Consider the following 22,795-nt stretch of genomic DNA (forward strand, 5'->3'; position numbering starts at 1 on the left):
CTATTCGCCCTACCCGGCAAGCCGTTCCGTCCGGCGGCGCTGCCCAACCCTCGACATGTCCCTGAACGGCCGCACCGTCGGGCCGCGGGTTCAGGTGCTCTCCCGCGCCATCAGCTCGAACCCCATGTCCAGCGCGCTATCGCGCACCTCCTTGCCGGCGATCAGCGCCAGCAACTGCTCCGCCGCGCGCCGGCCGATGGCTTCGCGCGGGGTGCGGATGCTGCTCAGGCGCGGGACCGTGCAGTCCGAACCCGGCAGGTCGTTGAAACCGAGCACGGCGATCTGTTCCGGCACCTTGACTCCATGGCGCAGGGCCTCCAACAGCGCGCCCTGGGCCAGGTCGTCGTTGCAGAAGAACACCCCGTCGACCTGCGGCTGGCTGGCCAGCAACTGCACGAAGAGTTCGCCGCCGAGGGCCACCGAGGACGGCCGCGGCGTAAGGATTTCCAGCCCCGGGTCGTAGCAGCCGGCCTTTTGCAAGGCGCGGCGGAACCCCTCGCCGCGCAGCAGGGTGCGCTGGTCGAGCTGGGCGCCGATGTAGGCCAGGCGCCTGCGGCCGCGTGCCAGCAGGTGCTCGGCAGCGGCCTCGCCGGCGCGCAACTGGGAGAAGCCGACGCAATTGAGCCCGGCGCCGGAGTCCAGGTCCATCATGTACACGCAGGGAATGCCGCTGGCCTCGATCATCCGCCGGGCGCTCTCGGTGCGCTCGAAGCCGGTCAGCAGCAGGCCGCGCGGCTGGTAGGCCAGGTAGTTGCGGATCAGGTCCTCTTCCTCGTTGCGCGAGTAGTGGAAGTTGCCGATCAGCACCTCCAGGCCCTGCGGCCGCAGTACCGCGTGGATCGCCTCGAGGGTCTCGATGAACAGCAGGTTGGCCAGCGACGGCACCAGCACCGCCACGCTGTGGCTTTGCGCCGAGGCCAGCGCGCGCGCCGCGGGGTTGGCCACGTAGCCGAGTTCGCGGGCGGCGTCGCGGACCTTCTGCGCCAGTTCTTCGGCGACGCTGGCGACGCCGCGCAACGCGCGCGACGCGGTGATCGGGCTGACCCCGGCGCGGCGCGCGACTTCGTTGAGGGTGGGACGTCCGGTGGTTCGCGTGTTCTTGTCGTTCTTGGTGATGCTCATCGTGGCCTGCTTGCCAAACAAAATTCCAGGCACTAAGGTAGCGCTGTCTCGCGACCTGGGCAATCGCCTGAGGCGGCCTGTCCGCCACTGCCCGCGCGGGATTCGACAGACCACAACGACAAGAAGGCGGAGCCAGGCTCGCGCGATTTTTTTCAGGTCGCAAAGACAGCGCTGTCTCACGCTTGAGGTGTTCCATGCATCCACCCCTCCAAGCCCTGGTCATCATGGGTGTCGCCGGTTGCGGCAAGTCCAGCGTCAGCCAGGCCCTCTGCCAGCGCAGCGGCGCCCACGGCATCGAAGGCGACAGCTTCCATCCCGCCGCCAACATCCGCAAGATGAGCGCCGGCATCCCCCTCACCGACGACGACCGCGCCGGCTGGCTGGACACCCTCGCCGAGCAGCTGCGCCAGGCGGTGGCCGCCGGCAAGCTGCCGGTACTGACCTGTTCCGCCCTCAAGCGCGCCTACCGCGACCGGTTGCGCCGCGCGGTGCCCGGCCTCGGCATCGTCTACCTGGAACTGACCCCGGCGGTCGCCGCCGAGCGCGTCGCCCAGCGCCCCGGCCACTTCATGCCGGCGACCCTGATCGACAGCCAGTTCGCCGCCCTCGAGCCGCCGCTCGACGAACCCCTGACCCTGCGCCTGGACGCCACCCTGCCGGTGGAATGCCTGGCGCAGGCCGCCCACGCCTGGTGGCTGGAGCACACCGCCGCCTGAATTCTTTCGCTTGTCCGACAAAGATAGCGCTACCCCGAAAAAGCGCTTCAATGAAACAGCAACTCCGGTAGAACAACGACAAAAGGAGAGCCCTCCATGTTCGGCATGTCACACGATGCCTACCTGCTCCTCGACGCCCTGGTGACCATCATTGGCCTGATCGTGCTGATCACCCGCTTCAAGGTGCATCCCTTCATCGCCCTGATCATCGCCGCCGGCTTCCTCGGCCTGACCTCGGGGATGCCGGTGGAGAAGATCGTCAAATCCTTCCAGGACGGCTTCGGCGGCGTGCTCGGCTTCGTCGGCGTGATCCTCGCCCTGGGCACCATGCTCGGCAAGCTGATGGCCGATTCCGGCGGCGCCGACCAGATCGCCCGCACCCTGATCCGCGCCTTCGGCAAGGAGCGGGTGCACTGGTCGATGATGCTCGCCGCGTTCCTGGTGGGCATCCCGCTGTTCTTCGAGATCGGCTTCATCCTGCTGATCCCGCTGGTGTTCATCGTCGCCCGGCGCAGCGGCGTGTCCCTGATCAAGATCGGCATCCCGTTGCTCGCCGGCCTTTCCGCGGTGCACGGTCTGGTGCCGCCGCATCCCGGCCCGCTGCTGGCGATCGGCGTGTTCGGCGCCGACATCGGCAAGACCATCCTCTACGGCCTGATCGTCGCCCTGCCCACCGCCGCCATCGCCGGCCCGCTGTTCGGCGCGCTGGTCTCGCGCTACATACCCGGCACGCCATCGGCGGAACTGGTCGAGCAGATCGCCCACGAGCCCGAGACCCAGGACCTGCCCAGCTTCGGCGTGACCCTGGCGACCGTGCTGCTGCCGGTGTTCCTGATGCTGCTGAAGACCTTCGCCGACGTCGCCTTCCCCGATGGCCACGCGTTCCGCGCCTGGATGGACATGATCGGCCATCCGATCAGCGCCCTGCTCCTGGCCCTGCTGGTGGCGCTCTATACCTTCGGCTACGCCCGTGGCTTCGACTCGAAGAAGATCCTCAGGCTGCTCGACCAGAGCCTGGCACCGACCGCCGCCATCGTGATGATCATCGGCGCCGGCGGCGGCTTCAAGCAGATGCTGGTGGCCAGCGGGGTCGGCGACGTCATCGGCCATCTCGCGGTGAACGCGCAGATCTCGCCGATCCTGCTGGCCTGGCTGGTGGCCGCGGTGATCCGCATCGCCACCGGCTCGGCCACCGTCGCCACCATCACCGGGGCCGGCATCGTGGTGCCGGTGATCGACCTGATTCCCGGCGTCAACCGCGAGTTGCTGGTGCTCGCCACCGGCGCCGGCTCGCTGATCCTATCCCATGTCAACGACGCCGGGTTCTGGCTGGTCAAGCAGTACTTCAACATGAGCGTCAGCGAGACCTTCAAGACCTGGACCGCGATGGAGACCATCCTCTCCGTGGTCGGCCTGGTCTTCATCCTGTTGCTGTCGCTGGTGCTCTGAGCACCAGCCCGACCGGAGTTCAGCCATGACCGAACCAATGCAACGCCCCGACCACGAAGCCTCGCGCTGGCCGCGCGACTTCGATATCCGCCAGCGCTATGCCGAGCAGCAGGAACTGCTTGAGCCACCGCCGGCGCGGCCCCGCGAAGAGCCTACCGCCGACGCCTGAAGCCAGCCGGCGCCATGCCTTTGCTCCCGCCCCCCACGAAGCGGGAGCAAAGGCTGATTTCCGGCAAGGGCGCGACGGTTTTCCTGCTGAAACGATTTACCTTCGATCCGGACCGCGCTACAACAGTCCCACGCCTTTCATCCACGTCATTCGAGGACCCGCCATGACCGCCCCGCTCCACCTCGATTCGCTGTTTCCCAGCCTCGACGCCATTCCCGAGCAGTACCGCCCCGACGCCCCCATCGAGCAGCGCGACTACCTGGTCGACGGCCAACTGCGACATTGGGACGGCCCGCTGGCGCCGGTACGCAGCCCGGTATTCCTCGCCGAGGCCGACGGCGAGCGCCAGGTGATCCTCGGCAGCACCCCGCTGCTCGACGCCAACGCCGCGCTCGCCGCGCTCGACGCCGCGGTGCGGGCCTACGACCACGGCCAGGGCCTGTGGCCGAACCTGCGGGTGGCCGAGCGCATCCAGCACGTCGAACGCTTCCTGGCGCGGATGCGCGAGCAACGCGAGGCGGTGGTCAAGCTGCTGATGTGGGAAATCGGCAAGAACCTCAAGGACTCCGAGAAAGAGTTCGACCGCACCTGCGACTACATCGTCGATACCATCGAAGCGCTGAAGGAACTCGACCGCCGCTCCAGCCGTTTCGAACTGGAACAGGGCACCCTCGGCCAGATCCGCCGGGTTCCGCTGGGCGTGGCGCTGTGCATGGGGCCGTACAACTACCCGCTGAACGAAACCTTCACCACCCTGATCCCGGCGCTGATCATGGGCAATACGGTGGTGTTCAAGCCGGCCAAGTTCGGCGTGCTGCTGATCCGCCCGTTGCTGGAAGCCTTCCGCGACAGCTTCCCGCCAGGAGTGATCAACGTCATCTACGGGCGCGGCCGGGAAACCGTGTCGGCGCTGATGGCCAGCGGCAAGGTCGACGTGTTCGCCTTCATCGGCACCCATTCTGGCGCCAGCGACCTGAAGAAGCTGCACCCCCGCCCGCACCGCCTGCGCGCCGCCCTCGGCCTGGACGCGAAGAACCCGGGCATCGTCCTGCCGCAGGTCGACCTGGACAACGCGGTGAACGAGGCGGTCACCGGCGCGCTGTCCTTCAACGGCCAGCGCTGCACCGCGCTGAAGATCCTGTTCGTCCACGAAAGCGTGCTGCGACCGTTCCTCGACAAGTTCAGCGCGCGCCTGGCCAGCCTCAAGCCGGGCATGCCGTGGGAACCGGGAGTGGCGCTGACGCCGCTGCCGGAGCCGGGCAAGGTCGACTATCTCGAAGGCCTGCTGAACGACGCCCTGGCCAAGGGCGCACGAGTGGTCAATGCGGGCGGCGGCGAGCATCGGCAAAGTTTCTTCTACCCCGCTCTGCTGAGTCCGGTGAGCCCGGACATGCGCCTCTACCACGAGGAGCAGTTCGGTCCGCTGGTGCCGGTGGTGCCCTATCGCGAGCTGGACGAGGTGATCGACTACGTCCTGCGCTCCGACTACGGCCAGCAGTTGAGCCTGTTCGGCAACGACCCGGCGCAGATCGGCCGGCTGGTCGACGCCTTCGCCAACCAGGTCGGCAGGATCAACGTCAACGCCCAGTGCCAGCGCGGCCCGGACAGCTACCCGTTCAACGGCCGGAAGAATTCGGCGGAAGGCACCCTGTCGGTCCATGACGCGCTGCGGGTGTTCTCCATCCGCACCCTGGTGGCGACCCGCGACACCGAGGCGAACAAGACCCTGGTCAGCGAGATCATCCGCAACCGCGCGTCGAACTTCCTCACCACCGACTACATCTTCTGAAGCGCCTGTCCCTCTCCCGCCGGGAGAGGGACCTGCCGCCACCTCCCCCACTGTCCGCCAGGCAGCAGCCGCGCAACAGGCTGCCGCCCCGGCAACACCTCCTGCTCGCGCGAACCCGCGCAACCAGTGGCCTGCGCGGGTCGGCACAGGCTGTGCAACGGCCCGGACTCCAGGGTAGCCGTCGACCGGACGGCCCCGCTGCCTACCAGGAGTCCGCATGAACGCCCGCGTCCATCCCGAAGCCACCGCCGCCAGTCTCTCCGAAGGCGCCGACTACGAACTGCTCGCCCAGCGTTTCCGACCGATCTTCGCGCGCATCGCCGAAGGCGCCGTCGAGCGCGAACGGCAACGCGAACTGCCCCACGAGGCGATCGCCTGGCTCAAGCAGGCCGGCTTCGGCGCCGTGCGCGTGCCGCGCGAGCACGGCGGCGCCGGCGCCTCGCTGCCGCAGTTGGTTCAGTTGCTGATCGAACTGGCCGAGGCCGACTCCAACATCACCCAGGCCCTGCGCGGCCACTTCGCCTTCGTCGAGGACCGTCTCAATGCCGAGCCCGGCCCTGGCCGCGACCGTTGGCTGCGGCGCTTCGTCGAGGGCGACCTGGTCGGCTGCGCCTGGACCGAGGTCGGTTCGGTACGGCTGGGCGAAGTGCTCACCCGCGTCTCGCGCAAGGACGACGGTCGCTGGGTGGTGAACGGCAGCAAGTACTACAGCACCGGCAGCCTCTTCTCCGACTGGATCGATCTGTATGCCCAGCGCGACGACACCGGCGCCGACGTGATCGCGGCGATCCGCACCGACCAGCCCGGCGTGCGCCAGAGCGACGACTGGGACGGCTTCGGCCAGCGCACCACCGGCAGCGGCACGTCGCTGTTCGAGGACGCCGAGGTGGAGGAAGAGAACCTCATCGACTTCGCCAGCCGCTTCAAGTACCAGACCGCGTTCTACCAGTTGGTCCTGCTCGCGGTGCTGGCCGGCACCGGCCGCGCCGCCTTGCGCGACGTCGCCGCCGAGGTGCGCGGGCGGACCCGTATCTACAGCCACGGCAATGCCCCGCGAGTCAGCCAGGATCCCCAGGTGCAGCAGGTGGTCGGGCGCATCGCCGCGCGCGTCTACGCCGCCGAGGCGGCCACCCTGCGCGCCGCCGAAGCGGCCCAGCGTGCCTACCTGGCGCGCTTCGTAGGCGACCCGCAGGCGGAGAAGGAGGCCAATGTCGCCGCCGAGATCGAATCGGCCAAGGCCCAGGCGATCGTCGCCGAACTGGTGTTGCAGGCCACCAGCGAGCTGTTCGACGCCAGCGGCGCTTCCGCCGTCGGCCGCGGCAAGCAGCTCGACCGCCACTGGCGCAATGCGCGCACCGCCGCCTCGCACAATCCCCTGATCTACAAGCAACGGATCGTCGGCGACTGGGAGATCAACGGCAGCGAGCCGCCCTACGTCTGGCAGATCGGCAGCGGTCCGGCCACGGCGTCCCGCTGAACCTCGCCCATCCCATCGCAAGGAGTTGCCATGAGCGCACTGGAAAAGAACGCCGCCGATCCCTATCGGCAACCGCTGCCACGGACCCCGGCCCGGCGCATCGCCGACGACGCCGAGGCGATCCGCGTCGCCCGCGAACTGGCCGGGCTGTTCGCCGAGGAAGCCTCGCTGCGCGACCGCCAGCGCCGGCTGCCGGTGGCCGAACTGGAAGCCTTCTCGCAGAGCGGCCTATGGGGCATCAGCGTACCGCGCGCCTACGGCGGCGCCGAGGTCGGCTACCGGACCCTGGCCGAAGTACTGAAGATCATCGCCGCGGTAGACCCGTCCCTGGCGCAGTTGCCGCAGAACCACCTGGCGGTGCTCGACCATTTGCGCCTGGACGGCAGCGAGGAGCAGAAACGCTTCTTCTACGGCCTGGTGCTAGACGGCGTGCGCTTCGGCAACGCCTTCTCCGAACGCCACAGCCGTACCGTCGCCGAATTCCAGACACGAGTGCTGGCGGATGGCGACGGGTTCCGCATCGACGGCCGCAAGTTCTATTCGAGCGGCGCCCTGCTCGCCCACTGGGTACCGGCCGTCGGCCTCGACGCCGAGCAGCGCGCGCACCTGGCGTTCATCCCGCGCGACGCGCCGGGGCTGACGGTGATCGACGACTGGTCCGGCTTCGGCCAGCGCACCACCGCCAGCGGCACCGTCATCCTGGACAACGTGCGGGTGCCGGCCGAGCACGTCATCCCGGTGCACCGCGCCTTCGACCGCCCCACCGCCGCCGGCGCCGTATCGCAGTTCATCCAGGCCGCCATCGACGCCGGCATCGCCCGTGGCATCCTCGCCGAGACCGTGCAGCAGGTGCGCCGCCACGCGCGGCCATGGATAGACGCCAACCAGCAGCATGCCTGGGAAGACCCCTACACCATCCAGCAGGTCGGCGACCTGCGCATCCGCGTGCGCGCCGCGGAAGCCGTGCTCGACCTGGCGGCCGACGCCATCGAAGCGGCGCTCGCCGCCCCCGACGAGGAGAGCGTGGCCGCCGCCTCGATCGCCGTGGCCGAGGCCAAGGTGCTCACCACCGAAGCCGCCCTGCTCGCCGCCAACCGGCTGTTCGAACTGGCCGGCACGCGCTCGACCCTGGAGGAACTCAATCTCGACCGTCACTGGCGCAACGCCCGCACCCACACCCTGCATGACCCGGTGCGCTGGAAATACCATGCCATCGGCAACTACCAGTTGAATGGGGTGAAGCCACCGCGGCACGCCTGGCTCTAGGAGCCGTCCCGGGCCCTGGGGCGGATATCGCCACTGGCGTCATCCGCCGTCCGCCCAGGTCAGGCCGGCAGCGCGTTGCGCCCGGCCTCCTTCTCCCAGAGGGCCCGCAGGTCGCGATAGCCGGCCGCCGGATGGGAATCCGGCAGCCGCGGGCCGTCGCCGAACAACTTCTCGCGCAGGGTTCCCGGCGCATATTCGGTCTTGTACACCCCGCGCTTCTGCAACTCCGGCACCAGCAATTCGACCACGTCGCTGAAGGTTTCGTGGGCCAGCGCATAGGCCAGGTTGAAGCCATCCACGTCGGTGTCCTCCACCCACTCCTGCAACAGGTCGGCGACGGTCGCCGGGCTGCCGACGAACAGCGGGCCGAAGCCGCCGATACCGACCCAGTCGGCCAGCTCGCGGACCGTCCAGGTGCGCGTCGGATCGGCGCTGGAAAACGCTTCCACCGCCGATTGGATCGCATTGGTGTGGATGTGCCGCAGCACCTGGTCCGGCCGATACTGGCCGAAGTCGATCCCGGTCCAGCCGGAGATCAGCGCCAGGGCCCCTTCGTAGCTGACGAAGGCGCGGTATTCGTCGAACTTGGCCCTGGCCTTGGCGTCGGTTTCGCCCAGCACCACCGTCTGCAGGTTGAACACCAGTACCTTGCGCGGATCGCGGCCGGCCTCGGCGACGCGCTGGCGGATGTCGGCGACCGCCTGCTTGAGCACGGTCTTCGATGGCGCGGCGACGAACACGCACTCGGCGTGCTCGGCGGCGAAGCGCTTGCCACGACTCGACGCGCCGGCCTGGTAGAGCACCGGCGTGCGCTGCGGCGACGGTTCGCAGAGATGGATGCCGGGTACCTGGAAGTGCTCGCCGACATGGCGGATCTCGTGAATCTTGCCCGGGTCGCTGAAGATCCTTCGGCGACGGTCGCGGAGCACCGCGCCGTCCTCCCAACTGCCTTCGAAGAGCTTGTAGAGCACCTGTAGGTATTCGTCGGCATAGTCGTAGCGGCGGTCGTGGTCGAGCTGGGCCTGCTGACCGAGGTTGCGCGCGCCGCTTTCCAGGTAGGAGGTCACTACGTTCCAGCCGATCCGGCCCTTGGTCAGGTGGTCCAGGGTCGAGAGTCGGCGGGCGAAGGGATAGGGATGCTCGAAGGACAGCGAGGCGGTCAGGCCGAAGCCCAGGTGGCGAGTCACCGCGGCCATCGGCGTGATCAGCGCCAGCGGGTCGTTCACCGGTACCTGGGCGGCCTGGCGGATCGCCGCGTCGCCATTGCCGTCGAGCACATCGTAGATGCCCAGCACGTCGGCGATGAACAGCCCGTCGAAACGGCCGCGTTCGAGCAACCGCGCCAGGTCGGTCCAGTACTCCAGGTCCTTGTACTGCGAGGAGCGGTCGCGCGGATGCGCCCAGAGGCCGGGCGACTGGTGGCCGACACAGTTCATTTCGAAGGCGTTGAGACGGATTTCGCGCGGCATGGGGACTCCTTGGCTTGCCTGTGCATCCGGCACCCCGTGCACAGCCCGTGCCGGGCCGCGGGGCCGCGCCGGACAAGGCCTGGGTGGCAAGCCCCTGTCGCTGTGCGGGCGCAACTGCTGGGCAAGTGTTGGTGGATCAACACATTCGCCCGCCCCACCCGAGCCCCGAACCCCGTAGGGCGAATAGCGCCCCGGCGCTATCCGCCAGCGCACCGGTACCTCGCCCTACCCGAGCGCCCCGTGCGCCCAGCGCCGGTAGAGTCCGCGCGCCGCCGCGTCGAGCAGGTAGCCGAGCAGGCCGATCAGCAGCACCATCGCCATCAGCTCGGAGTACGCCAGGCGGTCGCGGGTGTCGAGGATGTAGTAGCCGAGCCCGGCGCTGACGCCAAGCATCTCGCAGGGCACCAGGACGATCCAGAGGATGCCGATGGCCAGGCGCACGCCGGTCAGCACATGGCCGAGGATGCCCGGCAGGATCACCCGGCGCAGGGTTTCCCAGGGCGTGGCGGCGAGGCTGCGGCTCAGTTGCAGCCAGCGCGGGTCGAGCTGGCGCACGCCGGCGGCGGTATTCAGCAGGATCGGCCAGAGCGCGGCGAAGGCCAGCAGGAAATAGATCGGCTGGTCGCCCACGCCCATCAGCATCACCGCGATGGGCATCCACGACAGCGGCGAGATCATCCGCAGGAACTGGAACGCCGGAGTGGTCGCCGCTTCCAGGTTGCGCGAGGCGCCCACCAGCAGCCCCAGCGGCACTCCCACCAGCAGCGCCAGGAACAAGCCCAGCAGGACCCGTTTCAGGCTCACCAGCACGTGCTCGTAGAGTTCGCGGCGTTCCAGCAGTTCACCCAGGCTGAGCAACGTCGCCTGCGGCGAGAAGCGTGCCGAAAGGCCGTCGGCGGCGCCGAACAGGGCCACGCCGAGCCACCACAGGGCGAACAGCGTCAACAGCCCGGCGACGCCTAGCGCGCCCTGGCGCAGCGTCTGCCTCACGGGCTGATCTCCTCGCTGCGCTGGAAGCCCTCGGCGAGGCCGAACGCCTGCAACCCGCCGACCTCTGCCAGGGCCTGGCGGACGAAGCGGTCGTCCACCAGGTCACTGGCCACCTGGCGCGGATCGAGGCTGGCGAGGAAGGCATTATTGCCTTCGATCAGGGTGTCCTTCAGCCGCCGCACCAGTTCCTCGGTATAGCTCGGATAGGGATAGGGCTGGAAGTCGATGCGCCGCTCCTGCCAGTCGGCGTGGCGGATCGCGCCGCTGGCGAGATAGGCCTGCTGCTCCTCGGCGCCCGGCGCCAGCACCCGGCCGAGGACCTCCGGTGCGTGCGGCGTGTAGCGGTTGGCTCCGGCCTTGGACAGCAACTGTGCGGCCTCGGCGCGGTGCCCGCGAGTCCATAGCTGGGCCTTGACGATGGCGTTGACCACCTTTTGCGACCACTGCGGCCGCCGCTCCAGGTCGTGTTCGTGCATGAACACCACGCAGCAGGCGTGGTTGCGCCAGACATCGCCGGTGAAGCGCTGTACCCGGCCGACCTTGAGGTTCTCCGCCAGGGCGTTGAACGGCTCGGCGACGATGTAGCCGTGGATGCGCTTGCTGGCCAGCGCCGGTGGCATGTCCGAAGGCGGCAGCACCACCAGGTTGACCTCGTCGGCGGCCAGCGCCGCGCCCACCGCACGGCTCACCGCGCGCAGGCCGTTGTCGCGCAGCAGTTGCTGCAACACCACGTTGTGGATCGAGTACCAGAACGGGATCGCCACGCTCTTGCCGCCGAGCTGGCGCACGTCGGCGATCTCCGGAGCCACCGTGAGCCCCGAGCCGCCGACGTGGTTCCAGGCCACCACCTTGGCCGGCACCTTGCTGCCGTAGCGGGCCCAGACGGTCATCGGCGACAGCAGGTGGATGACGTTGACCTGGCCGGAGATGAACGCCTCGATCACCTGCGCCCAGCTACGCAACAGCACCGGCCGTTCGGCCTGGATGCCCTCGGCCTCGAACAGGCCGTTGGCATGGGCCACCAGCAAGGGCGTGGCGTCGGTGATCGGCAGGTAGCCGATGCGCACCGGCGCGTCGGGTTCGGCGGCGGCACGCGCCTGCAGGCTGCTCAGCAGCGGCAACGCGCCGGCAGCGCTGAGCAGCGCGGCGAGCTTGAGGATGTCACGTCGGGAATGGGTCGGGTCGTCCAGGCACATGGGAGGCCTCCGGCTGAGCGATGGGATGGGCATGGGTGCGGCTCGCCCGCCGTAGGGTTTTCAGGATCTCGATGCGCAACGCGCCCAGTTCCTCGACCAGCTCCGCGCGTGGCTGCGGCAGGTCGATGCGCCACTCGCCGAGGGTCCGCGCCGGGCTGTCACCCAGTAGCAGGATGCGTTCGGAGAGCAGCAGGGCCTCGTCGATATCGTGGGTGATCAGGACCACGGCGGTGCCGCGCTCGTGGATCGCCCGCAGCAGCAGCTGCTGCATGTCGGCGCGGGTCACTTCGTCCAGCGCGCCGAAAGGTTCGTCGAGCAGCAGCACCTTCGGCTGCCGCGCCAGGCAGCGGGCCAGCGCGGTGCGCTGGGCCATGCCGCCGGAGAGTTGCGCCGGGTAGCGGGCACGGGCGTGCTCCAGGCCGACCGCGGCGATCGCCTGGTCGACGCGGGCCTGGCGGGTGGCCGCGTCGAGGTGCGGCTGGCGGGCGAAATCGAGGCCGAAGGCGACGTTCTTCTCCAGGTTCAGCCAGGGCAGCAGGCTGGGGTCCTGGAACGCCACCGCGACGCCCGGATGCGGTCCGCGCAGGGGCTCGCCGAGTACCCGCACGCTGCCGGCGGCCGGCTCCTGCAGGCCGGCCAGCACGCGCAGCAGGCTGGACTTGCCGACGCCGCTGGGACCGAGGATCGAGACCACCTCGCCGGCGCCCAGGCGCAATTCGAAATCGCCGAGCACCGCCTGCCAGCCGGCACCGCGCGGATAGCCGAGGGCGATCCCGCGAGCGTCGAGGAGCGCCTCGCTCATGCCTTGGCCTCGGCCTGGCGTTGCAGTTCGGCGCGCAGTTGCACCAGGCTCGGCGTAACGATCGGGACGAACGCCGACTCGCGCCAGCGGCGGGCGAAACCGGCGCCGTGCTCGCTCAGGTAGGCCTTGCCGCCGCTGGCCTGCAACTCCAGTTGCACGGCATTGGCGGCGGCTTCGGCGAGCCCGATGCGGATGCGGAACAGGCGTGCCGGCTGGCTGGCGAACTCGCCGCTGGCCAGTCCGGCGTGCAGCGCCGCCACGTGTCCGTCGAGGGTTTCGCGCTGTGCCGCCAGCTCGCCATCCAGGAGCGAACGGCTGCCGCCCAGGTGCCGCTGCACTTCGTCCAGTGCGCGGCGCGCCAGGCCGATGGCCATGCCGCATTGCAGGCCGAGGAAGGCCGGGCGCACCCGTGGCAGGAACTGCCGGGCGTCGTCGTGCAACAGCCAGTCGCGCCCGACCGCCACCGCGCGCAGATCGAGGGCGGCGGTGTTGCTGCATTGCAGGCCGAGCAGGCGCAGGTCCGCCGAGCGCTGCAAGCCGGCGAGGCCTTCGGGAATCGCCAGGACGAAGGGCTTGCCGCCCTCCCCGTGTTCGATCGCCGCCGCCACCACGAAATCGCCGCTGCGCAGGTTGGTCACCCACGGCAGGCGACCGTCCAGGCGCCAGCCGGCCTCCTCCGCGTGCGCCACCACCTGCAGCGCCTCGATCCCGGAAAGGAACTTCATCGCGTTGGACAACCCGGTGGCGCCGGCCAGGCGGCCGGCCAGCAGGTCGCCGAGCAGGCGTTGGCGCAGTTCCTGGTTGGGACTCTGCAACAGGTACTCGATGAAGGCGCGCTGGCCCCAGAAGACGAACGCCGCGGTCAGCGAGCGCGCCGCCACTGCGGCCACCCGCTCCACCGCGTCGGCGAGCGTGCCGCCGGCGCCGCCGAGGCGTTCCTCCACCGCCACGCCGAGCACGCCGGCGGCGGCCAGGCGCGGCAGCAGCGCGGCGGGATCGGCGTCGCCGCGGTCGAGGGCGTCGGCCTGGCGGTCGAGCCAGTCGCTCAGGGTCGGGTCAAGCATGGTCGTCACTCCTTGCGCCGGCGCGGCATGCCGCCCGGCAAGCGCAGGCTCAGGCCTGCGGGTTGGTCCAGCGATATTGCTCCAGCTCGGCATTGAGCGGCGTGCGGGCGAACACGTTGGCGAAGTTGCAGAGCGTCGCCAGGCTCACCCCGAGGATCACTTCCAGGGCCTGGGCCTGGTCGAAACCGGCGGCGCGGAAGGCTTCGAACTGCTCGTCGGTGACCGCACCGCGGCTGGCGATCACCGCGCGGGTGAAGTCGGCCAGGGCTTCGTAGCGGGCATCGGGCAGTTCGCCGCGGGCGCGCAGGGCCTCGATCACCGGCTCCGGCAGGCGCGCCTTGTTGCGCGCCACCGCGGTGTGCCCGGCAACGCAGAAGTCGCAGCCATGGGTGGTGGCCGCCACCAGTTGCACCACTTCCCGCTCGGGCAGGCCGAGGCTGGCCTTGGCGTTCAGCCCGGACACGGTGAGGTAGGTTTCCAGGGCGGCCGGCGCATTGGCCAGCACGCCGAGCAGATTCGGGATATAACCCGAGTTGTTCAGCGCGGTCTGGAGGAACGGACGCGCCGCCTCGGGGGCGTTTTCCAGGGTGAGCACGGGAACGCGTGACATGCTTTCGACTCCGGTGGTTGAGGTGTCGAAGAAGTCTCTTGGTAATAAGAAATCCATTCAATATTCTAAAGTCGCTATCACTTGCTCTTGAGTCTTTCCCTTAGATGAATTCGTCCAACCCCCTTGTCGATTGGTTATTAGACAGCCTCGAAGTCGACACCAGCCTGTTCCATGTCGGTCGCTACTGTGGCGGCTGGCATGCCTCCACCCACGGTCTGGCGCGTGCCAGCTTCCACCTGGTGGTGCAGGGACACTGCTGGGCGCACGTCGCCGGAAGCGCCCGGGGCTGGCGACTGGACAGCGGCGACGCGCTGTTCTTCCTGCGCGACGTCGAGTTCCGCCTGTCCAGCGAGGCCACCGCCGAGGCAGCGCGCTGCCAGCCGCGTGGCGAAATGCAGGCGCTGGAGTGGAACGCGGCGGACGGTGCCGGCCTGGTCTGCGGGTTCTTCCACTTCCATTCGGGATTGTCCGGGCTGATCGTCGACGCCCTGCCCGACTGGCTGATCCTGCGCGCCGGCGATCCGGCGCTGGACGCGGCGCGACGCCTGTTCGCCCTGATCGTCGACGAGTGCCGCCGCCAGCCGGCGCCGTCGCCGGTTCTGCTGGAGCGCCTCAGCCACCTGCTGTTCCTCTACGTGTTGCGCCAGCAGGTGCTCGACAACCCGACCCTCGGCGGCCTGGTGGCACTGGCACGCCAGCCGCAGTTCGCCGGCCTGCTGGAAGCGCTGATCGAGGCACCCGAACAGCCCTGGAGCCTGGAACAGATGGCCGAACGCACCGGACTCTCGCGCTCGGCCTTCTTCAAGCGCTTCAACGAACTCAGCGGTCAGTCGCCGGGGCAGGTCCTGCTGGCCCTGCGCATGCACCGCGCCTGCGCCCTGCTGCGCGCCGACGCCAGCGTCGCCGAGGTCGCGGCGGCGGTCGGCTACCAGTCCACCGCCGCCTTCACCCGTGCCTTCCACAAGGCCACCGGGCAGCAGCCGGGGGCCTATCGCAAGGCCAGCCGCTGATCACCAGAGACCGATCGGTACCAGGCGCCCGCCTTCCGGCTCGCCGTAGCGGAACGCCTGGCCGCGCAGGTCGATCTCCGCGTTGCTGATGGTAGTCCGCCGCTTCAGCCCGCGCAGCCAGTCGAACAGCATCCCGGCATGGGCCTCGCGCACCGCCGCATGCGCCGGGTCGGCGCCGAGGTCGCGCAATTCGCCGGGGTCGCTGGCAAGGTCGAACAGTTGGGCGCGGAAGCCGTCGTAGGCGATGTACTTCCAGCGCTCGCTGCGCACCATGTACATGCGGCAGGCATCGATGGGTCGGCCCAGGCGCTCCCGCGCCGGCGCCTGGAAGGCGTAGTCGTACTCGGCGATGGCGTAGCGGCGCCAGTCCGCCGGCGGCGCGCCATGGACGAAGGGCAGCAGCGAACGGCCCTCGATGCGATGGCTGGCGGGCTCGACGGCGAAGGCTTCGAGGATGCTCGGCAGTACGTCGATGGACTGCACCAGCGCCTCCTCCACCCGGCCGCGGGTGGCGTCCGCCTCGGGGCGCGGATCGCGGATCAGCAACGGCACGCCCACCGCCGACTCGAGGAGGAACTCCTTCTCGCCCAGGCCGTGGTCGCCGAGGAAATCGCCATGGTCACTGGTGAAGACGATCAGGGTATCGTCCCAGCGCCCGCTGGCGCGCATGTGCTGGAAGAGCCGGCCGAGCTGGTCGTCGACCTGGCGGATCAGCCCCATGTAGGTAGGTATCACCTGCCGGCGCACGTCTTCGCGGGAGAAATTGAGGCTCTCGCGATGTTCGCGGAAGGCGCGGTACACCGGGTGGTCGCTTTCTTCGCCGGGCGCCGCGCGTAGCGCCGGGAGCACCTGGTCGGCGCGGTACAGCGCGTGGTACGGCGCCGGCGCGATGTAGGGCCAGTGCGGCTTGATGTAGGACAGGTGCAGGCACCAGGGACGCTCGCCCTGCTCGTCGATGAAATCCATGGCGCGACGGGTGGTATAGGCGGTCTCGCTGTGCGCCTCCGGCAAGCGTGTCGGCAATCCGGCATGGCGCATCCGCCAGCCGCTGAGGATTTCCCCGTCGGCGCTGGCGGCGGAGTTGGCCCAGTCGTGCCAGGGGTTGTCGCCGGTGAAGCCGAGGCGCCGCAGGTAGTGGGTGTAGGGCGCGCTTTCGCGCTTGTCGGCGAAGGCCGGGTCATCCGGGTAGACCCCGTCATTGCGGTCGTAGGGCTCGAAGCCGGCTTCGGCGAGGGCCGCGCCGCGCGCGCTGGCCGGATCGATGCCGAACCGCCGCATGCCTTCCAGGTTGGCCGTGGCGTGGGTCTTGCCGACCAGCGCGGTGCGGACTCCCGCGGCGCGCAGGTAGTCGCCCAGGGTCAGTTCCTCCAGCGGCAGCGGCACCGCGTTCCAGGCCACCTGGTGGCTGCTGACGTAGCGCCCGGTGTACGAGGACATCCGCGACGGCCCGCAGATGGTGCCCTGGGTATAGGCACGGGCGAAGCGCACGCCCTCCGCGGCCAGGCGGTCGATGTTCGGCGTGTGCAGATAGGGATGGCCGTAGCAGGACAGGTAATCGCGACGCAGTTGGTCGCACATGATGTAGAGGACGTTGCGGATCGGCTTGGGCTGGCTCATGACGGCTCGCGAAAAGGAAACGACGCTTCATTTCGCGGCCCGCCGCGTCCGGCGGCAAGCGCATTCGGAACATAGTTGGCATGCGTGCGACGCAATTCAGGTGGCGTCGTCGACCCGCTTCAGTTCGTCGATCATCGCCTCCGCCAGCGGCGACAGGCTGTAGCCGGCGCGGCTGACGATGCCGTAGCGGGTATGCAGTTCGTCGAGGTCGTCGGGCAGCTCGCGCACCCGCAGCGGACGCAGGCCTCCCTGTCCCGGCGGCGCCAGGTCGCCGAGGCCGCTGCTGATGCCGATGGCATCCGAGGCGAGAACCACGCCGAGCAGGCTATGGCCGTTCTCGCACTCGATGGCCGGGCGGAAGTCGGGACGCCCGCTGAGGTCCACCAGCACCTTGCGGATGTTCGGCGGGCTGATGTTGGTCGCCAGCGGGAAGCTCAACAGCTCCTCGGCGGAAACGCTCTCGCGAGCGGCCAGCGGATGCCCCTCGCGGCAGCAGAAATGCCAGCGCCGGGGACGCAGGCGCGAGGTCCGGTATTGCGGGTCGGCCTCGAAATGCCGGGTGTCGGCGACGAAGAACTCGAACTCCTCGGCCTGCAGGCGGCGGTTCAGCGCCTGCCAGTGTTCGACCTGGAAACTCACCCGCGCCTTCGGATAACGCACGTTGAAGCGCCCCACCGCACGCGGCACCAGCCAGGTGGCGGGAGCCGGTCCGGCGCCGAAGCGCAGTTCGCCGGCCTCCAGGCCGTTGAACAGGGCGATCTCGTTGGCCAGGTTGTGCGCGCCGCTGACCAGCCGGCGCGCATGTTCGAGGACGATCAGGCCCTGCTTGGTCGGACGCAGGTCCTTGGCAGCGCGGTCCACCAGGCGGCAGCCAGCGCTGTGTTCGAGCGCCTGGATGCTGCGGCTGAAGGCCGATTGCGAAAGGTTAACCGCCAGCGCCGCGGCGACGAAGCTGCGGTGCTCGTGAAGGGCGATGAAGTGGCGGAGCTGGCGGAGATCGATATGCATTTTCTACATGGAAAATATCGGGCGAATGCAATTGCCGGGGACGGCGTGGGCTTTTTATAAAGGCAATCTCTTATTCCGTAAAAGCAATATAAAACATAAATAAATAACCATACGGAATTAGCAGTCACCCCTTCATCCAGGACCCACACATGAATCGCCGACCCGCGTACCGCTCCATCCCGTCGTCCCGCAGCGCACCGTTCCGCCGTCGCCTGCTGCCCCTGTCGATCTGCCTGGCCTGCGCCGGAGGGGCGCAACTGGCCGGCGCCGACGACACCCCCGCGGGCACCGAAGAGGCGCGCCAGGCGCAGCCGGCCACCACCCTGCAGACCGTCACGGTGACCTCGCGGCGACGGGTGGAAAACTCCCAGGATGTGCCCACCGCGATGAGCGTGCTCGGCGGCGAAACCCTGGAGAGCCAGCGCATCTACCGGGTGCAGGACCTGCAGCAACTGGTGCCGAGCACCAACGTCGCCTACGTCCACGCGCGCCAGTCCAGCGTGTCGATCCGCGGCCTCGGCAACAACCCGGCCAGCGACGGCCTGGAAGGCAGCGTCGGGCTGTACCTCGACAACGTCTACCTCGGCCGCCCCGGCATGGCCTCGTTCGACCTTCTCGACATCGAGCAGCTGGAGGTCTTGCGCGGCCCGCAGGGCACCCTGTTCGGCAAGAACACCACGGCCGGGGTGATCAACATCGGCACCCGTGCGCCGAGCTTCACTCCGGAGCGCAGCGTTGAGATATCCGGAGGCGAGGACGGCTACTTCCAGGCCAGGGGCACGATTTCCGGACCGCTCGGCGAGACCCTCGCCGGGCGCCTGTCGGCCTACCGCACCCGCGACGACGGCTACGTGAAGAACCTCCACGACGGCAATACCCTCAACGGCGGCGCACGCCAGGGTTTCCGCGGGCAGTTGCTGTTCAAGCCGAACGACGACTTCAGCCTGCGCTGGATCGGCGACTACAACGAGGAAGACTCCGACAATGGTGTCCTTACCCTGTTCAGCAGCGGCCCCACGGTGAACGGCGTGAACCGCTACGAACAGCGCGCCGCCGCGGCCGGCGCGACGCTGGTGGACGGCCATCGGCGCAAGGTCAACTTCGACTCGGACCAGCAGGTCACGGTGTTCCAGGGCGGAACCTCGGTGGAAGCCAACTGGAAGCTGGCCAACGACTTCACCCTCACTTCCATCAGCGCCTACCGCTGGTGGGATTTCACGCCGCGCAACGACGACGGCCTGGACGTACCGGCGGCCTATAACGCCGGAGTCTCGGTGCGCGACAAGCAGTGGTCGCAGGAAATCCGCCTGGCTTCGCCCAGCGGCGGCTTCTTCGACTACGTGCTCGGCGCCTACTACTTCGGCCAGGACCTCGACAACAAGTCCTTCACCGACTACGGGCCCAGGGCAGACATCTGGAACGGAACCCCCGCCGGCGCCCTGAGCGACGTCAGCACCCGCGGTCGCGGGCACATCGACACCGACAGCTACGCGCTGTTCGCCCAGGGCACCTGGCACCTAACCGAGCGCCTGGACCTCACCGCCGGCGTGCGCGGCACCTACGAGGAAAAGTCCGCCTGGGTCGAACGCTACGCCCCGCTCGGCGGCGCCGCGGTGAGCGGCGCGGCGGCGGCCGCGCGCAACGGCAGGGTCGGCGCCTACGACAGCGGCGACATCGGCCTGCACAGCGTCAGTCCGTCCGCTCTGCTCAGCCTCAGCTACCGCTTCAGCGACCAGGTTCTGGGCTACGCCTCGCTGTCCCACGGCGAGAAATCCGGCGGCGTCAACCTGACCGTGGCCAGCGCTCCCAGCGCCGGTGCCGACTCGCTGCTGATTGGCACCGAGCGCGCCAACGATGCCGAGCTGGGGTTGAAGACCACCCTCCTCGACAACCGCCTGATCCTCAACGGCAACCTGTTCTGGACCGTGGTCCACGGCTACCAGGCCAATGCCTACGACGAGGCCAACCGCACCCAGTACCTGACCAATGCCGGCGATGTGCGCTCGCGCGGCCTGGAGTTCGAAGCGACGGCCCTGCCGATCCGCGGCCTGACCCTGAATTTCAATGCGTCCTACAACGACGTTCGCTACCTGTCCTACAAGAACGCCCCGTGCGCCCCCGAGGTGGCCTTCCAGACCGGCGCCCCGGCGTCCTGCGACCTCAGCGGGCACCAGGTGGTCGGTGCCTCGAAGTACATCGCCAACCTCAATGGCGAGTATCGCTGGAAGCTCGACGATGGCCTGGAGCCCTACCTCACCGCCAGCTACGCGTTCCGCTCCAGGGCGGTGGGCACCATCGACGATTCCGCATACGGACAGATCCCCAGCTACGCCCTGGTCAACGCCTCCGCCGGCCTGCGCGGCGACTACGGGGACGGCCAGTGGGACCTGTCCCTGTGGCTGAAGAACGCTTTCGACAAGACCTACTTCACCAGCCTCTGGAATTCCGCCAACGGCGGCTACGCCGGCGTGCTCGGCACGCCGCGCACCCTGGGCGTGACCGCCCGCTACGACTTCTGAACCGATCGCCGAGGAACCCGCCATGCCCAGATTCCCGATGCTCCTGCTCAGCGCCGCGCTGCTCGCCGCCGGCGCCCATGCCGCGCCCAGCGTCTACCCCACCGGAGTGACCCGCTACGACCCGCAGAAGGCCTTCAACCAGTACGTGATCTTCAGCGGCGCAGACCGCAAGACCCACCTGATCGACATGAACGGCAACGAGGTGAAGCGCTGGGACTACCCCGGCTTCCCCGCCGCCGTGATCGACCCGGCCCTGAACGGCGGCAAGCGCGGCCATGTGCTGCTGCAACTGGCCGACCTGGCCGCTCCGGACAAGCTGGCCTCGCCCGGCAACGGCCTGGCCAACCAGGCCCTCGGCGAGCTGGACTGGGATGGCAAGGAGGTCTGGCGCTGGGGTGACCAGGCGCCGGGCGGCGCCGCCCATCAGCACCACGACCAGCGCCGGCTGGCCAACGGCAACACCCTGCTGCTGGCGAACAAGGTCCACGCGGTGAAGGGCTTCGCCGTGCCCCGGGTAATCGATGACGTGATCTACGAGGTCACGCCGCAGGGCAAGCTGGCCTGGAGCTGGACCGCTTCGGAGCATCTCGACGAATTCGGATTCACCGCCGACCAGTTGAAGCGGGTACGGGCCAGCGAGAACCCCGACTACCTGCACATCAACAACCTCGCCCCGCTCGGCGAGAACCGCTGGCACGCTGCCGGCGACCGGCGCTTCGCCCCGGACAACCTGCTGCTCGACTCACGCAACGCCAACTTCATAGCGATCGTCGACAAGGCCAGCGGCAAGGTGGTCTGGCGCCTCGGCCCGAACCTTCCGCCGATCGACCCGAAGAGCGCCCGTAAGCTGCCGCGCCCGGTGGACCAGATCAGTGGCCAGCACGACGCCCACCTCATTCCCGAGGGCCTGCCGGGCGCCGGCAACCTGCTGGTGTTCGACAACCAGGGTGACGCCGGTTACCCCTCGGTACAGCGCGGGCTGGTCTCCGGCTCGCGGGTACTGGAAATCGACCCGCTGAAGAAGCAGATCGTCTGGCAATACACTGCCGAGGACTCGCAGCAGCCCGGCTGGGCCTTCTACAGCGCCTTCATCAGCAGCGCGCGGCGCCTGCCCAACGGCAATACGCTGATCGACGAAGGGCAGAACGGACGCTTCTTCCAGGTAACGCCCGGCGGCGAGATCGTCTGGGAGTACGTCAGCCCCTACTTCGGCAAGGCGCCGCGCGGCGACGCCCGGAGCAACTGGGTCTACCGCGCGCTGCCGGTGGCCTACGACTGGGTGCCCGAAGGTACGCCGCGCGAGGAGAAGGCGGTGAACCTGGCGGTTCCCGGCGCCACGCCGCAGGTCACGGCGCGGCGTTGAAGCGGATGGCGGCGGATAGAGCCACGGCCCGCTACCCGCCCCTGCGGCCACCCGGCGCCACGCAGGGGAGCGAGGCTCGCGGGTGGTCCCCTGCACAGCCCCGCCGCTTCGGGCTAGGATGTGCCTTCGTTCCCCCGGTCGGCCCGCGCCCATGCCCAGAGCCAGCAAAGTCACCGATCCGTCCTACGAGCTGATGGACGATCACGAAGGCCATTCGCTGATCTACCGCCAGCACGGCTTCCCCAGCCCGCTGGTGCGCTGGCACTTCCACAAGGAATACGAGCTGCACCTGATCGTCGCCAGCTCCGGCAAGGTATTCATCGGCGACTACATCGGCAACTTCGCCCCCGACACCCTGTTCCTCACCGGTCCCAACCTGCCGCACAACTGGATCAGCCAGGTGGAGCCCGACGAGGTGGTGGCCCGGCGCGACATGCTGGTGAACTTCACCGACGAGGTGCTGGAGGACGGCAGCGGCGTATTCTCCGAGCTGAACCGCCTGGCCCCGCTGCTGGCGCGGGCGCGCTACGGCATCGAGTTCCGCGACCCGGCGCTGATCGGCGAAAGCCGGCGACTCTTGCAACGCATCGCCGACAGCGGCGGCATGACCCGCCTGGGATACTTTTTTATCCTCATGGAACAGCTCGCCGAATGCGAGGACTACCAGTTGCTCTCTACCGTCACTTCCTCGCAACTGGCCGACGAGCACAACGTCGAACGGATCAACCGGGCGGTGGACTACATCTTCCAGCACTACGCCCAGGACCTCACCCAGGAGCAGGTCGCCGCCCACCTGGGCATGACCCCCACCTACTTCTCGCGCTTCTTCAAGCAGGCCGCCGGGCGCGGCTTCGTCGAGTTCGTCAACCGCTTGCGTATCAGCAAGTCCTGCGAGCTGCTGGCCCGCAGCGAGCTGCCGGTGACCGAGGTGTGCTTCGAGTCGGGCTTCAGCAACCTGTCCAATTTCAACCGGCGCTTCCAGCAGCTCAAGGGCATGACGCCCACCGGCTACCGGCGCCTGGTGACCCAGCGGCTGACCGAGCAGAACCTGCTCTGAGCCTCCAGCGCCCCACCCCGGCGGTGCAAAAAAGTATCGGTCGAAGTGCAGTCGAGGCTTTGTCGGTTGCGTGACGCGCCTGTGTAATCGGCAGCGAGCGAC

At 68.8% G+C, this 22,795-nt stretch carries 19 protein-coding genes; 10 read left to right on the forward strand and 9 right to left on the reverse strand.

Annotation, left to right across the window (positions count from 1 at the left end):
- Positions 1-90: 90 nt before the first annotated feature.
- Positions 91-1,122 carry an HTH-type transcriptional regulator GntR gene (gene gntR / locus HMPREF1224_RS13410; protein WP_010793002.1) on the reverse strand — a complete coding sequence of 344 codons (1,032 nt, stop codon included), beginning with the start codon at positions 1,120-1,122 and terminating at the stop codon, positions 91-93.
- A gap of 194 nt (positions 1,123-1,316) precedes the next feature.
- Here gntR and HMPREF1224_RS13415 point away from each other — a divergent pair, with 194 nt between their 5' ends.
- From HMPREF1224_RS13415 to HMPREF1224_RS13435, 6 genes are all read left to right on the forward strand, one after another.
- Positions 1,317-1,838: a gluconokinase, GntK/IdnK-type gene (locus HMPREF1224_RS13415; protein WP_003124607.1), complete on the forward strand. Its 522-nt coding sequence runs from the start codon at positions 1,317-1,319 to the stop codon at positions 1,836-1,838.
- Positions 1,839-1,934: 96 nt separating this feature from the next.
- Positions 1,935-3,287 (forward strand): GntP family permease, encoded by a 1,353-nt coding sequence (locus tag HMPREF1224_RS13420; RefSeq protein ID WP_003107128.1) that lies wholly within the window; start codon positions 1,935-1,937, stop codon positions 3,285-3,287.
- 25 nt (positions 3,288-3,312) lie between these two features.
- Complete coding sequence (locus HMPREF1224_RS45225; protein ID WP_003089416.1) at positions 3,313-3,456, forward strand: hypothetical protein; 144 nt, start codon at positions 3,313-3,315, stop codon at positions 3,454-3,456.
- Between the two features lie 163 nt (positions 3,457-3,619).
- The gene (locus tag HMPREF1224_RS13425) at positions 3,620-5,245 is read left to right on the forward strand and encodes an NADP-dependent glyceraldehyde-3-phosphate dehydrogenase (RefSeq protein ID WP_010793003.1); all 1,626 of its coding nucleotides are present in this window, start codon (positions 3,620-3,622) and stop codon (positions 5,243-5,245) included.
- Between the two features lie 217 nt (positions 5,246-5,462).
- Positions 5,463-6,722, forward strand: a complete 1,260-nt coding sequence (locus tag HMPREF1224_RS13430; RefSeq protein ID WP_003144055.1) for an acyl-CoA dehydrogenase family protein — start codon at positions 5,463-5,465, stop codon at positions 6,720-6,722.
- 30 nt (positions 6,723-6,752) lie between these two features.
- On the forward strand, positions 6,753-7,988 hold the full coding sequence (locus tag HMPREF1224_RS13435) for an SfnB family sulfur acquisition oxidoreductase (protein ID WP_003160291.1): 1,236 nt from the start codon (positions 6,753-6,755) through the stop codon (positions 7,986-7,988).
- 59 nt (positions 7,989-8,047) lie between these two features.
- Here the strand turns inward: HMPREF1224_RS13435 and HMPREF1224_RS13440 are convergent, their stop codons facing one another.
- The 6 genes from HMPREF1224_RS13440 to HMPREF1224_RS13465 all read right to left on the reverse strand — a co-directional run bounded on the left by HMPREF1224_RS13440 (position 8,048) and on the right by HMPREF1224_RS13465 (position 14,119).
- Entirely contained in the window at positions 8,048-9,457 is a 1,410-nt protein-coding gene (locus tag HMPREF1224_RS13440; protein WP_003107490.1) for an LLM class flavin-dependent oxidoreductase, read from the reverse strand.
- A gap of 225 nt (positions 9,458-9,682) precedes the next feature.
- On the reverse strand, positions 9,683-10,447 hold the full coding sequence (locus HMPREF1224_RS13445; RefSeq protein ID WP_003107734.1) for an ABC transporter permease: 765 nt from the start codon (positions 10,445-10,447) through the stop codon (positions 9,683-9,685).
- Positions 10,444-11,643, reverse strand: a complete 1,200-nt coding sequence (locus HMPREF1224_RS13450) for an ABC transporter substrate-binding protein (protein WP_003122715.1) — start codon at positions 11,641-11,643, stop codon at positions 10,444-10,446. The genes HMPREF1224_RS13445 and HMPREF1224_RS13450 overlap by 4 nt, the downstream gene beginning before the upstream one ends.
- A complete protein-coding gene (locus HMPREF1224_RS13455) occupies positions 11,609-12,445 on the reverse strand; it encodes an ABC transporter ATP-binding protein (protein WP_003115101.1) in 837 nt (278 codons plus the stop codon). The genes HMPREF1224_RS13450 and HMPREF1224_RS13455 overlap by 35 nt, the downstream gene beginning before the upstream one ends.
- Complete coding sequence (locus HMPREF1224_RS13460; protein WP_003117847.1) at positions 12,442-13,509, reverse strand: acyl-CoA dehydrogenase family protein; 1,068 nt, start codon at positions 13,507-13,509, stop codon at positions 12,442-12,444. Before HMPREF1224_RS13460 ends, HMPREF1224_RS13455 begins: the two co-directional genes overlap by 4 nt.
- A gap of 49 nt (positions 13,510-13,558) precedes the next feature.
- On the reverse strand, positions 13,559-14,119 hold the full coding sequence (locus HMPREF1224_RS13465; RefSeq protein WP_003089433.1) for a carboxymuconolactone decarboxylase family protein: 561 nt from the start codon (positions 14,117-14,119) through the stop codon (positions 13,559-13,561).
- A 104-nt stretch (positions 14,120-14,223) separates the two neighbouring features.
- Between HMPREF1224_RS13465 and HMPREF1224_RS13470 the strand changes: the two genes are divergently transcribed.
- Positions 14,224-15,129 carry an AraC family transcriptional regulator gene (locus HMPREF1224_RS13470; protein ID WP_003089436.1) on the forward strand — a complete coding sequence of 302 codons (906 nt, stop codon included), beginning with the start codon at positions 14,224-14,226 and terminating at the stop codon, positions 15,127-15,129.
- On the opposite strand, the gene HMPREF1224_RS13475 is transcribed toward HMPREF1224_RS13470, so the two are convergent.
- Both HMPREF1224_RS13475 and HMPREF1224_RS13480 read right to left on the reverse strand, forming a co-directional pair.
- Complete coding sequence (locus HMPREF1224_RS13475) at positions 15,130-16,746, reverse strand: alkaline phosphatase family protein (protein WP_010793004.1); 1,617 nt, start codon at positions 16,744-16,746, stop codon at positions 15,130-15,132.
- A 96-nt stretch (positions 16,747-16,842) separates the two neighbouring features.
- Complete coding sequence (locus HMPREF1224_RS13480) at positions 16,843-17,754, reverse strand: LysR family transcriptional regulator (RefSeq protein WP_003105356.1); 912 nt, start codon at positions 17,752-17,754, stop codon at positions 16,843-16,845.
- Positions 17,755-17,903: 149 nt separating this feature from the next.
- Here HMPREF1224_RS13480 and HMPREF1224_RS13485 point away from each other — a divergent pair, with 149 nt between their 5' ends.
- From HMPREF1224_RS13485 to HMPREF1224_RS13495, 3 genes are all read left to right on the forward strand, one after another.
- On the forward strand, positions 17,904-20,273 hold the full coding sequence (locus tag HMPREF1224_RS13485; protein WP_003117849.1) for a TonB-dependent receptor: 2,370 nt from the start codon (positions 17,904-17,906) through the stop codon (positions 20,271-20,273).
- Positions 20,274-20,295: 22 nt separating this feature from the next.
- Positions 20,296-21,636 (forward strand): aryl-sulfate sulfotransferase, encoded by a 1,341-nt coding sequence (locus HMPREF1224_RS13490; protein WP_003124602.1) that lies wholly within the window; start codon positions 20,296-20,298, stop codon positions 21,634-21,636.
- Between the two features lie 151 nt (positions 21,637-21,787).
- Entirely contained in the window at positions 21,788-22,693 is a 906-nt protein-coding gene (locus HMPREF1224_RS13495; RefSeq protein WP_003089438.1) for an AraC family transcriptional regulator, read from the forward strand.
- Positions 22,694-22,795 lie beyond the last annotated feature (102 nt).

Origin of the sequence: Pseudomonas sp. P179, assembly GCF_000478485.2 — a bacterium.
Lineage (GTDB): Bacteria > Pseudomonadota > Gammaproteobacteria > Pseudomonadales > Pseudomonadaceae > Pseudomonas > Pseudomonas aeruginosa.